The organism is Ruegeria sp. CJ9 (assembly GCF_056536625.1).
Map to the genome: position 1 here is coordinate 170,919 of NZ_JBQFPY010000004.1, position 13,225 is coordinate 184,143.

Genomic DNA, 13,225 nt, shown 5'->3' on the forward strand with positions numbered 1-13,225 from the left:
GATGGCAAAACTCGGTAAACGTACCCGCGCTGCGCGCGAAGCTGTCGCTGGCAAGGAAAACCTGTCGGTCGAAGAAGCTGTTTCCCTGGTCAAAGGCAACGCCACTTCGAAGTTCGACGAGACCATCGAAATCGCTCTGAACCTGGGCGTTGACACCCGTCACGCGGACCAAATGGTTCGTGGCGTTGTCGGCCTGCCGAACGGCACCGGCAAAGCGATGCGCGTTGCTGTGTTCGCACGTGGCCCCAAGGCTGACGAAGCGAAAGAAGCAGGCGCGGACATCATCGGCGCAGAGGACCTGATGGAAACCATTCAGGGCGGCACCATCGAATTCGATCGCTGCATTGCCACCCCGGACATGATGCCGATCGTTGGCCGTCTGGGTAAAGTTCTGGGCCCCCGCAACCTGATGCCGAACCCCAAGGTCGGCACTGTTACCATGGACGTGAAAGCGGCCGTTGAAGCAGCCAAGGGTGGTGAAGTTCAGTTCAAGGCGGAAAAAGGCGGCGTTGTACACGCCGGCGTTGGCAAAGCGTCGTTCGACGAAGCCAAGCTGGTCGAAAACGTCCGTGCCTTCATCTCGGCCGTGGCCAAGGCCAAGCCGTCGGGCGCCAAAGGCACCTACATGAAGAAAATCGCGCTGAGCTCGACCATGGGCCCCGGCGTGACTCTGGATGTGGCGGCTGCGGCCGGCGAATAAGCCCCAGCCAAGCGCTTAGAAAAAGAACCCGGGTTGCATATGCGACCCGGGTTTTTCATTTTTGCGGTCCGCGTGATCAGAGGTATGTGCGCAATACGCGGGCTTCATGCGCCCCGATTGTCTTGACGGCCGTGTGCTGGAACGCATTTCCGATCTCTTCAACCGATGGGAAAAGCGCGAGGATTTCCGCCCTTTGCGGGGATGATAGGGAATATTTGGCAGTATCGCCGTAATAGTAGCTTTCCGTCAGCGCGCCGTTTGATCGCACAATGTGGTGCCGGTCGAACATGAAATGCGTATAGGTGATGCGGTCCGTCTCACGGATCGAAACGCCGGGAAGGCCGCACAGGTGCTTGGCGGCCACGAACACTTCGGACGAGCCAAACAGCATGTCGGTTGCGGGTGACTGTATCAGGACCCTGTGCTGTTGCGAGACCACAAGCTCATGCGTGTTTCCGATGGCGCCAGCTTCGATCACGACCGGAGCGAACGCGCCGTGGCCATGAACCTCGGTCGTTCCGATCCACAGGATCGGTTGCAGCCCGCCATCCCGGGTCCAGACGCGCTGACCCTTTTTCAGGGTCTGCACTTCGACGTCACCATCTTCGGTTTCGATCAAGGTTCCTAGGCCAAAGCAGGTAATGAAATCCGTATAGAGCGACGACCCCGCGTTTGAGCCGCTGATTTTGACATAAGAGGTTCCCGGCACCAAGGGGGCCGACGTGCTATAGCCCCAAACGTCCTGCGTGACCCCGTTCTGGGAAAACACGTAGATGTCAATCGCGGGTCCGGTTGGGTTTCCGTTAATGTCCAGAGCCCGCACGGTGATCACGGACTCAGATTCAACCTGTGTGCCATTTGTGACGATGCCACCGCCATCGGTAATTACATGGCCCGTTTCCTGATCGTCGTCGAATACATCCGGGCTGCCGCTGGTGTCGTCCAGCGTGACAGTAGTGCCAAATCCACCCGAATAGGCAAAAATGGTGCCGTCAGGTGTGTCTGAGTTGTTGATAATAGATCCACCGACGACAATGTCATTGGCATCGCCTCCGGCCGGAACAAATGTGGCGATGAGACTGGCACTGTCCTGAGCGAAAAAACTGCGGAGAACCATCTGCGCGATTATTCCTCTTTTGTACTTGTTATGTTGGGCCAAAGGCGACGAAGGCCACGCGAAATTATGCTGAAAGATAAGAAATTGGTTGGGTGGGTGCGTCAACCGGGTTCTTCAAAATACCGCACAAATAATTGTCAACTGGGACGGTTACCGCAACAGTCTCATTATCCTTGAAACACAACTTTCAAACGATTGCCCAACCGCTGTCGTTTGTCTTCCTCAAACGGGCTACAGTCGTGGTTGGGTTGCCACAACGCCAGCCAGTCCTTCAACAACCGGCCCCGGATGCAGTAATCCAGAATTTCCATGTTGATGGGATGTCGATAACGGCGAAAGAACATATCCTTGTTTTTTCTGAGAATACCGCTGCGATCCACATCGGGTCCGGCCCCGTCGCGAAAAATATCTGCCTTTAGAAAGTCGACGATATCGTACACGGCCAGCTTTTCGCGGGATTCAGTAAAATCCAGGCCAATCGTTTTTCCCTGCCCGACAATCAGGTTCTGCCCGTGAAAATCTCCATGCGAAAAAACCCGGATATCCTGAATGCCCTTCAGGCGAGCAGCTTCGGCCAGCATGACGTTTACCATTTTCCGACTTGTGCCCGCGATATCATAGGGCACTGTAGTTGACAGGTCGCGAATGCTGTCCGTCATCCATTTTGGTCGAAATGCATAGCTCGCCGGGGGGTGGCGGTCATGAAGATCATTCAACCATGATCCAGCACGGCGAAAAATCTGGGCAACCTGATTTTCGTTCTTGCTGTTATAGATCAGGTCGACCGCGGTTGGCCGGTTGATGAATTCGGTGACAAAGAAGGTTTCAGATGGCGACAGGTAAATCGGGCGGATAACCTGCGATGACGGGTTGTTTTCAAAATGCTGGTGAAGATCGGTTAGCAGGCCGAACTCATCCCGCAGCCTTCCAGTGGTGGGAGAGTTGTTGTCGATTTTCAGTGCAAAGCTTTCAATTCCGGTTGTGATTTTCAAGACCAGACGCGAATCCGGAAACGCGTGCGAGCGATAGACGCATTCGACTTTCTTCACAGGCCCGACAGGATTGCGCCGTGAAAACTCGGCCACATACTCTGAAGCGATTGTCTGTTCAGTATCGGAAAGATCCAGCATTCAAATGCGTCGTTCTATGTGGCTTTTCACTGTGCGGATCGAATGGAACTCAGGGCTGGTGTCATGTCAATGCTGTGATGGCTGGCTTTGGGTTTTGCGCGACGGATCTGGGCGGTAAAGCAAACCGGTTGGAACGGTCAATTTACCCCTTGGAAACCCCTGCCATCTGGCCTAAATAGAACTGCGGAATAAAGCGTGCGATTCGTCGTGCGCTTTATTTTGTTTCGTCCAAGACGGTGGGTGGGTCCATTCGGCCCCTTAATTCCCTGCCTGAGACGGGTAAGACCAAAGAATTCTGAGGGTCACGATCCTCGGGCGAGTTTTGGCCAATCCCGTAACAACGGACCTGAACGCCGGGGTTAACCCTTCGGCAAATATGAGCCGGGGTGAGGTATCACCCCTAACTTGGAGAGAACTGTGGATAGAGCCCAGAAAGAGAAAGTGGTCGAGGAACTCGGCCAAATCTTCGAAAGCTCTGGCGTCGTAGTGGTTTCGCACTACGCCGGTCTGACAGTTGCCGAGATGCAGGACCTTCGCGCACGTGCTCGTGACGCGGGTGGTGCCGTGCGTGTTGCCAAGAACAGGCTCGCCAAAATCGCCCTTGAGGGTAAGCCGTGTGCAAGCATGGCCGACCTGCTGACAGGGATGACCGTTCTGACCTATTCCGAGGACCCCGTGGCAGCAGCCAAGGTGGCCGAGGACTTCGCCAAGGATAACAAGAATTTTGAGATTCTTGGTGGTGCAATGGGTGAGAACGCTCTGGACCGCAAAGGCGTCGAAACAGTTTCGAAAATGCCGTCTCGCGAGGAGCTCATTGCTTCGATCGTGGGCTGCATTGGCGCACCTGCTTCGAACATCGCCGGCGCGATTGGCGCACCTGCAAGCAACATCGCAAGCATCCTTTCCACCATCGAAGAGAAGGCGGAAGCTGCGTAAGCGGTTGGCACTGAATGATCTGCGTAGGGTGAATACCCTAACGTTGGAACACACACTGTAAACGGAAAGAGCTGATAAAATGGCTGATCTGAAAGCACTCGCAGAAAGCATCGTGGGTCTGACCCTGCTGGAAGCACAAGAACTGAAAACCATCCTCAAAGACGAATACGGCATCGAGCCCGCAGCTGGCGGCGCCGTAATGGTCGCAGCTGGTGGCGACGCCGGTGGCGCAGCTGAGGAAGAAAAAACCGAATTCGACGTCGTTCTGAAGAACGCCGGCGCTTCGAAAATCAACGTGATCAAAGAAGTTCGCGGCATCACCGGTCTGGGCCTGAAAGAAGCCAAAGAGCTGGTCGAAGCTGGCGGTAAGATCAAAGAAGCTGTGTCGAAGGACGAAGCCGAAGAGATCAAAGGCAAGCTGGAAGCAGCTGGCGCCGAGGTCGAACTGGCCTAAGCCCGTTGTCTGGCGCATCGCTGATGCGCCGCAAATTTTGGCTGGGCCCGGAGAAATCCGGGTCCAGCCGAACCTGTCTTAGAAAGGGCCTCATGAACGGGGGCGTTTTCTAAGACGCGGTTTTCGGATCGGGAGGCTGCCTTCGGGACGGTGGCCACGAATTGATCCGGACGTGTCGTCTCGAATGTGCAAGGCGCCGGGGCCCGACGGTGTCTTTGCCCGCTGAGAACATCGAAAGGTGACATCTGACATGGCTCAAACGTTCCTTGGCCAGAAACGTCTTCGGAAATATTACGGCAAAATCCGCGAAGTGCTGGAGATGCCGAACCTCATTGAGGTCCAGAAATCTTCTTATGATCTTTTCCTGCGCTCCGGCGATGCAGAGCAGCCTACTGACGGCGAAGGCATCAAAGGTGTGTTCCAGTCGGTTTTCCCGATCAAGGATTTCAACGAAACCTCCGTTCTGGAGTTCGTGAAATACGATCTGGAAAAGCCCAAATACGACGTCGAAGAGTGCATGCAGCGCGACATGACCTACAGCGCGCCGCTGAAGGTCACTCTGCGTCTGATCGTGTTTGATGTCGACGAAGATACCGGCGCCAAGTCGGTAAAAGACATCAAGGAACAGGACGTGTTCATGGGCGATATGCCCCTGATGACGCCGAACGGGACCTTCATCGTGAATGGTACCGAGCGTGTGATCGTGTCCCAGATGCACCGCTCGCCCGGTGTGTTCTTTGACCACGACAAGGGCAAAACCCATTCCTCGGGCAAGCTGCTGTTTGCCTGCCGCATCATCCCGTATCGCGGCAGCTGGCTGGACTTTGAGTTCGACGCCAAGGACATCGTTTTCGCTCGTATCGACCGCCGCCGCAAACTGCCTGTGACAACCCTGCTGTATGCGCTGGGTCTGGATCAAGAAGCGATCATGGACGCGTATTACAACACCGTGTCCTACAAGCTGGACAAGAAAAAGGGCTGGATCGCGCCGTTCTTCCCCGAGCGAGTGCGCGGCACCCGCCCGACCTATGATCTAGTTGACGCCAAATCCGGTGAAGTGATTGCTGAAGCAGGTAAGAAAGTCACTCCGCGCGCGGTCAAGAAGCTGATCGAAGAAGGCGTCGTCACCAACCTGTTGGTTCCTTTTGATCACATCGTCGGCAAGTTCGTCGCCAAGGACATCATCAACGAAGAAAACGGCGCGATCTATGTCGAAGCCGGTGATGAACTGACCCTGGAATACGACAAGGACGGCGAGCTGATCGGCGGCACAGTGAAAGAGCTGATCGACGCAGGTATCACCGACATCCCGGTTCTGGACATCGATAACGTCAATGTTGGCCCCTACATGCGCAATACCATGGCGCAGGACAAGAACATGGGTCGCGAAAGCGCGCTGATGGACATCTACCGTGTCATGCGCCCGGGCGAGCCGCCCACCGTCGAAGCGGCCTCGGCCCTGTTCGACACGCTGTTCTTCGACAGCGAGCGTTATGACCTGTCCGCCGTTGGCCGCGTGAAGATGAACATGCGTCTGGCTCTGGACGCGCCGGACACCCTGCGCACCCTGCGCCGCGAAGACATTGTGGCCTGCATCAAGGCGCTGGTGGAGCTGCGCGACGGCAAAGGCGACATCGACGACATCGACCACCTCGGCAACCGCCGTGTCCGTTCGGTCGGCGAGTTGATGGAAAACCAGTACCGCGTCGGCTTGCTGCGCATGGAGCGCGCAATCAAAGAACGTATGTCGTCAGTCGAGATCGACACCGTCATGCCGCAGGACCTGATCAACGCGAAACCGGCTGCTGCTGCTGTCCGCGAATTCTTCGGCTCGTCGCAGCTGTCGCAGTTCATGGACCAGACCAACCCGCTGTCGGAAGTCACCCACAAACGCCGTCTCTCGGCGCTTGGCCCCGGTGGTCTGACGCGCGAACGTGCGGGCTTTGAGGTGCGTGACGTTCACCCGACCCACTATGGTCGGATGTGCCCGATTGAAACGCCGGAAGGTCCGAACATCGGTCTGATCAACTCGCTGGCCACCTTTGCCCGCGTGAACAAGTATGGCTTCATCGAAACACCCTACCGCGTTGTCAAAGACGCCGAGGTGACCGATGAGGTTCACTACATGTCCGCGACCGAGGAAATGCGTCACACCGTGGCGCAGGCGAACGCGACGCTGGATCAGAACGGCAAGTTCATCAACGATCTGGTCTCGACCCGTCAGGCCGGTGACTACACCCTCGCTCCGCGCGAGAATGTGGACCTGATCGACGTGTCGCCGAAACAGTTGGTTTCGGTTGCCGCATCGCTGATCCCGTTCCTTGAAAATGACGACGCCAACCGCGCTCTGATGGGCTCGAACATGCAACGTCAAGCGGTTCCGCTGCTGCGGGCCGAGGCGCCGTTGGTCGGTACCGGGATCGAGGAAAAGGTTGCGATCGACTCGGGCGCTGCGATCCAGGCGAAACGCGCCGGTATCATCGACCAGGTCGATGCCCAGCGTATCGTTATCCGTGCCACCGAAGATCTGGAGCTGGGCGACGCTGGCGTTGACATCTATCGTCTGCGCAAATTCCAGCGATCGAACCAGAACACCTGCATCAACCAACGTCCGCTGGTGAAAGTGGGCGACACCGTCATGAAAGGCGAGGTTGTTGCCGATGGTCCGTCCACCGATATCGGTGAACTGGCGCTTGGTAAAAACGTGGTCGTCGCGTTCATGCCGTGGAACGGCTACAACTACGAAGACTCGATCCTGATCAGTGAACGTATCGCGCGCGATGACGTCTTTACCTCGGTCCATATCGAGGAATTTGAAGTCGCCGCCCGTGACACCAAGCTGGGCCCGGAAGAGATCACCCGCGACATCCCGAACGTCGGTGAAGAAGCGCTGCGTAACCTCGACGAGGCGGGCATCGTTTACATCGGTGCGGATGTTGAGCCGGGCGATATTCTGGTTGGCAAGATCACTCCGAAGGGCGAAAGTCCGATGACCCCGGAAGAAAAGCTGCTGCGCGCCATCTTTGGTGAAAAAGCATCTGACGTGCGCGACACCTCGCTGCGCGTGAAGCCGGGCGATTACGGTACAGTGGTCGAAGTTCGCGTCTTCAACCGTCACGGCGTCGAGAAAGACGAGCGTGCGCTGCAGATCGAGCGTGAAGAAGTCGAGCGTCTGGCCCGTGACCGGGACGACGAGCTGGCGATCCTGGACCGCAACATCTATGCGCGTCTGCAAGGCCTGATCCTGGGTAAAACTGCTGTCAAAGGCCCGAAAGGCGTCAAGGCAGGCTCGGCAATCACCGAGGATCTGCTGGAAACCCTGACCCGTGGTCAGTGGTGGCAGCTGGCGCTGGAAGACGAGAAGGACGCACAGATCGTTGAAGCGCTGAACGAGCAGTACGAAGTGCTCAAGCGTGCTCTGGACGCCCGTTTCGAAGACAAGGTCGAGAAGGTCCGCCGTGGCGACGACCTGCCGCCGGGTGTGATGAAGATGGTCAAAGTCTTTATTGCCGTGAAGCGTAAGCTGCAGCCGGGCGACAAGATGGCCGGTCGTCACGGGAACAAAGGTGTGATCTCCAAGGTTGTCCCGATGGAAGACATGCCGTTCCTGGCCGATGGTACTCCGGTTGACTTCTGTCTGAACCCGCTGGGCGTGCCTTCGCGTATGAACGTTGGTCAGATCCTTGAAACCCATATGGGTTGGGCCGCGCGCGGTCTGGGTCTGAACATCGACGAGGCACTGGGTGAGTACCGCCGCTCCGGCGACCTGACCCCGGTGCGCGAAGCGATGAAGCTGGCCTATGGTGAGAATGTCTATGAAGAAGGCATTGCCAACATGGACGAGGGTCACCTGATCGAGGCGGCGGGCAACGTGACCCGCGGTGTTCCGATCGCGACCCCGGTCTTTGATGGTGCCAAAGAGGCTGACGTCAACGATGCGCTGGTGCGTGCGGGCTTCTCGGAAAGCGGTCAGTCGATCCTGTTCGACGGTCGCACCGGTGAGCAATTCGCACGTCCGGTGACCGTGGGCATCAAATACCTGCTGAAACTGCACCACCTGGTGGACGACAAGATCCACGCGCGTTCGACCGGGCCGTACAGCCTGGTTACCCAGCAGCCGCTGGGTGGTAAGGCGCAGTTCGGTGGTCAGCGCTTTGGTGAGATGGAGGTCTGGGCTCTGGAAGCTTACGGTGCCGCCTACACCCTGCAGGAGATGCTCACCGTGAAATCGGATGACGTCGCCGGCCGGACCAAGGTCTATGAATCGATCGTCAAGGGCGAGGATAACTTTGAAGCGGGCGTACCGGAATCGTTCAACGTTCTGGTTAAAGAAGTCCGTGGCCTCGGCCTGAATATGGAACTCCTGGATGCGGAGGTTGAGGAGTAAGGGCCTCGGCTCTTCCTCCCGTCCCCCCTTCCGCAAAATTTGAGGTATCAAAATGAACCAGGAAATCACCAATAACCCGTTCAACCCGCTGACGCCGCCGAAGGTTTTCGACGAGATCAAGGTCTCGCTGGCCAGCCCTGAACGGATCCTGTCTTGGTCCTATGGTGAGATCAAGAAACCCGAAACCATCAACTACCGGACGTTCAAGCCCGAGCGTGACGGTCTGTTCTGCGCACGTATCTTTGGCCCGATCAAAGATTACGAATGTCTGTGCGGCAAATATAAGCGGATGAAGTATCGCGGCGTTGTCTGCGAGAAATGCGGTGTGGAAGTCACCCTGCAGAAAGTCCGCCGCGAGCGTATGGGCCACATCGAACTGGCCGCGCCCGTCGCACATATCTGGTTCCTGAAATCGCTGCCGTCCCGCATCGGTCTGATGCTGGACATGACGCTGCGCGATCTGGAACGCGTTCTGTACTTTGAAAACTATGTCGTCATCGAGCCCGGTCTGACCGACCTGACCTACGGCCAAATGCTGACCGAAGAAGAGTACATGGATGCGCAGGATGCCTATGGCATGGACGCGTTCACCGCGAACATCGGTGCCGAAGCCATTCGTGAGATGCTGGCCCAGATCGACCTGGAAGCCGAAGCCGAGCAGCTGCGCGCTGATCTGGCCGAAGCAACCGGCGAACTGAAGCCCAAGAAGATCATCAAACGTCTGAAGGTTGTTGAATCCTTCCTCGAGTCGGGCAACCGGCCCGAGTGGATGGTGATGACCGTGATCCCGGTCATCCCGCCGGAACTGCGTCCGCTGGTTCCGCTGGATGGTGGCCGTTTCGCGACCTCGGATCTGAACGATCTGTATCGCCGCGTCATCAACCGGAACAACCGTCTGAAGCGTCTGATTGAGCTGCGCGCGCCTGACATCATCGTCCGCAACGAAAAGCGGATGCTGCAGGAATCCGTTGACGCTCTGTTCGACAACGGCCGTCGTGGCCGCGTGATCACCGGCGCCAACAAGCGTCCGCTGAAATCGCTGTCAGACATGCTGAAAGGTAAGCAGGGCCGCTTCCGTCAGAACCTTCTGGGTAAGCGCGTCGACTTCTCGGGCCGTTCGGTCATTGTGACCGGTCCCGAGCTGAAGCTGCACCAGTGTGGTCTGCCCAAGAAGATGGCGCTGGAGCTGTTCAAGCCGTTCATCTACTCGCGCCTTGAAGCCAAAGGTTTGTCTTCGACCGTGAAGCAGGCGAAGAAACTGGTCGAGAAAGAGCGTCCCGAAGTGTGGGATATCCTCGATGAGGTGATCCGCGAACACCCTGTCATGCTGAACCGTGCGCCGACGCTGCACCGTCTTGGTATTCAGGCGTTCGAGCCGGTCCTGATCGAAGGTAAAGCCATCCAGCTGCACCCGCTGGTCTGTTCGGCCTTTAACGCCGACTTCGACGGTGACCAGATGGCGGTTCACGTCCCGCTGAGCCTTGAGGCACAGCTGGAAGCGCGTGTTCTGATGATGTCGACGAACAACGTTCTGTCGCCCGCAAACGGTGCGCCGATCATCGTTCCGTCGCAGGATATGATCCTAGGTCTGTACTATGTGACCCTGGAACGCGAAGGCATGCCTGGCGAAGGCAAGGTGTTCGGTTCGATCGACGAAGTTCAGCACGCACTGGATTCCGGCGAAGTGCACCTGCACTCGAAAATCACCGCGCGGATCACGCAGATCGACGACGAAGGCAACGAAGTTCAGAAGCGTTACGAGACCACTCCGGGTCGTCTGCGTCTGGGTGCCTTGCTGCCGATGAACAACAAAGCGCCGTTCGAACTGGTAAACCGCCTGCTGCGGAAGAAAGAAGTGCAGCAGGTCATCGACACCGTCTATCGCTACTGCGGTCAGAAAGAGTCGGTTATCTTCTGTGACCAGATCATGTCGATGGGCTTCAAAGAAGCGTTCAAGGCGGGCATCTCGTTCGGCAAGGACGACATGGTTATTCCGGATGACAAATGGGGCATCGTTGATGACACCCGCGGTCAGGTGAAGGACTTTGAACAGCAGTACATGGATGGCCTGATCACTCAGGGCGAAAAGTACAACAAGGTTGTCGATGCCTGGTCGAAGTGTAACGACCGCGTGACCGAAGCGATGATGAGCACGATCTCATCCTCGGATCGGGCAGAGGACGGATCCGAGCAGGAACCGAACTCAGTCTACATGATGGCCCACTCCGGTGCGCGTGGCTCGGTCACTCAGATGAAACAGCTGGGAGGTATGCGCGGCCTGATGGCCAAACCGAACGGTGACATCATCGAGACGCCGATCATCTCGAACTTCAAGGAAGGCCTGACCGTTCTTGAATACTTCAACTCGACCCACGGCGCCCGTAAGGGTCTGTCGGATACCGCTCTGAAGACGGCGAACTCAGGTTATCTGACCCGTCGTCTGGTAGACGTGGCGCAGGATTGCATCGTTCGTGAGATCGACTGTGGCACTGAGCGCGCGATCACCGCCGAAGCTGCGGTGAACGACGGTGAGGTTGTTGCCTCGTTGGCCGAACGTGTGCTGGGCCGAGTCTCTGCCGATGACGTTCTGCGTCCGGGTACGGATGAGGTGATCGTGGCCGCTGGTCAGTTGATCGACGAACGTATGGCCGACACCATTGACGAAGCCGGTGTTGCGTCCATGCGCATCCGCTCGCCTCTGACCTGTGAGTCTGAGGAAGGCGTCTGTGCGACCTGCTACGGTCGTGACCTTGCGCGCGGTACCATGGTGAACACGGGTGAGGCTGTCGGCATCATCGCCGCACAGTCCATTGGTGAACCCGGTACACAGCTGACGATGCGGACCTTCCACATTGGTGGTGTTGCGCAAGGCGGTCAGCAGTCGTTCCAAGAAGCCAGCCAGGACGGTGTCGTTTCCTTCGAGAACCCGCAGATCCTGGTCAATGCCGCAGGCGAAAGTCTGGTAATGGGCCGGAACATGAAGCTGGTGATCAAGGACGAACACGGCGAAGAGCGTGCCAGCCACAAGCTGGGCTACGGTTCCAAGCTGTTCGTCAAGGATGGCACCAAAGTGGCCCGTGGCGACAAGCTGTTCGAGTGGGATCCCTACACCCTGCCGATCATCGCCGAGAAAGCCGGTACTGCGAAATACGTTGACCTCGTTTCGGGCATCGCTGTCCGCGATGAGACCGACGACGCAACCGGCATGACTCAGAAGATCGTGATCGACTGGCGTGCGGCCCCCAAAGGCAGCGACCTGAAGCCCGAGATCATTCTGGTCGGTGAAGATGGCGAGCCGGTCCGCAACGATGCGGGCAACCCGGTTCACTATCCGATGTCGGTGGATGCGATCCTGTCGGTCGAAGATGGCCAGCAGATCGAAGCCGGTGACGTTGTCGCGCGTATCCCGCGCGAAGGTGCCAAGACCAAGGACATCACCGGTGGTCTGCCGCGTGTGGCCGAACTGTTCGAAGCCCGACGTCCGAAAGATCACGCGATCATCGCAGAAGCCGATGGTTACGTGCGCTTTGGCCGCGACTACAAGAACAAGCGCCGCATCAGCATCGAACCTGCGGATGAGTCGATGGAAACGATCGAGTATATGGTTCCCAAGGGCAAACATATCCCGGTCGCGGAAGGTGACTTTATCCAAAAGGGTGAATACCTGATGGATGGTAACCCGGCCCCGCATGACATCCTGTCCATCATGGGTGTCGAAGCGCTGGCGGATTACATGATCGACGAGGTGCAGGACGTTTATCGTCTGCAGGGCGTGAAGATCAACGACAAGCACATCGAGGTCATCGTGCGCCAGATGCTGCAGAAGTGGGAGATCCTGGATTCAGGCGACACCACCCTGTTGAAAGGCGAACATGTCGACAAGCAGGAGTTTGACGCAGCCAACGAGAAGACCCTCTCGCGCGGTGGCCGTCCGGCTCAGGGCGAACCGATCCTCTTGGGGATCACCAAAGCCTCGCTGCAGACGCGTTCGTTCATCTCGGCGGCGTCGTTCCAGGAAACCACCCGCGTGCTGACCGAAGCGTCAGTACAGGGCAAAAAGGACAAGCTGGTTGGCCTGAAAGAGAACGTCATCGTCGGTCGCCTGATCCCGGCCGGTACAGGTGGTGCGACCCAGGCTGTGCGTCAGGTCGCACAAAGCCGCGACAACGTCGTGATCGAAGCCCGCCGGGAAGAGGCCGAAGCGGCCGCTGCCTTGGCTGCCCCGATTGTCGAAGACGACATGGTTGGAGACGAGCTGGACGTTCTGGTGGAAACCCCGGAAAGCCGCGAGTAAGCGACTACGATAATCCAAAAATCAGGCCCCGCGATTTCGCGGGGCCTTTTTCTTTGGGTGGCCGCCTGTGCCCTTTGCCTGGATTGAAGCGCTGACAATGGCAAGGGTTGGGTCGCAGACTGTGCGGCTCGGTCCGGCGCAAATTAATATGAGCAGATTTATTTTGGAAAAACCCTTTTCATGGTATGGTTTTTTACGTCTCACGCA

The 13,225-nt window shown here is 57.4% G+C and carries 7 protein-coding genes; 5 read left to right on the plus strand and 2 right to left on the minus strand.

Annotated features, from left to right (window positions below; all coding sequences use genetic code 11):
• The first annotated feature begins 1 nt into the window (after position 1).
• Complete coding sequence (gene rplA, locus ACR0AJ_RS10520) at positions 2–700, plus strand: 50S ribosomal protein L1 (RefSeq protein ID WP_170350965.1); 699 nt, start codon at positions 2–4, stop codon at positions 698–700.
• Between the two features lie 76 nt (positions 701–776).
• Here rplA and ACR0AJ_RS10525 read toward each other — a convergent pair whose 3' ends face one another.
• Positions 777–1,817, minus strand: coding sequence for a Hint domain-containing protein (locus ACR0AJ_RS10525; RefSeq protein WP_170350964.1), 1,041 nt, complete (start codon positions 1,815–1,817; stop codon positions 777–779).
• Positions 1,818–1,984: 167 nt separating this feature from the next.
• Positions 1,985–2,947 (minus strand): phosphotransferase, encoded by a 963-nt coding sequence (locus ACR0AJ_RS10530; protein WP_480740809.1) that lies wholly within the window; start codon positions 2,945–2,947, stop codon positions 1,985–1,987.
• A 417-nt stretch (positions 2,948–3,364) separates the two neighbouring features.
• Between ACR0AJ_RS10530 and rplJ the strand changes: the two genes are divergently transcribed.
• The 4 genes from rplJ to rpoC all read left to right on the plus strand — a co-directional run bounded on the left by rplJ (position 3,365) and on the right by rpoC (position 13,018).
• Positions 3,365–3,883 (plus strand): 50S ribosomal protein L10, encoded by a 519-nt coding sequence (rplJ, locus tag ACR0AJ_RS10535; RefSeq protein ID WP_058283024.1) that lies wholly within the window; start codon positions 3,365–3,367, stop codon positions 3,881–3,883.
• Positions 3,884–3,962: 79 nt separating this feature from the next.
• A complete protein-coding gene (rplL, locus tag ACR0AJ_RS10540) occupies positions 3,963–4,337 on the plus strand; it encodes a 50S ribosomal protein L7/L12 (protein WP_170350962.1) in 375 nt (124 codons plus the stop codon).
• Between the two features lie 250 nt (positions 4,338–4,587).
• Positions 4,588–8,724, plus strand: a complete 4,137-nt coding sequence (gene rpoB, locus ACR0AJ_RS10545; protein WP_170350961.1) for a DNA-directed RNA polymerase subunit beta — start codon at positions 4,588–4,590, stop codon at positions 8,722–8,724.
• A gap of 52 nt (positions 8,725–8,776) precedes the next feature.
• Entirely contained in the window at positions 8,777–13,018 is a 4,242-nt protein-coding gene (gene rpoC, locus ACR0AJ_RS10550; RefSeq protein ID WP_480740810.1) for a DNA-directed RNA polymerase subunit beta', read from the plus strand.
• Positions 13,019–13,225 lie beyond the last annotated feature (207 nt).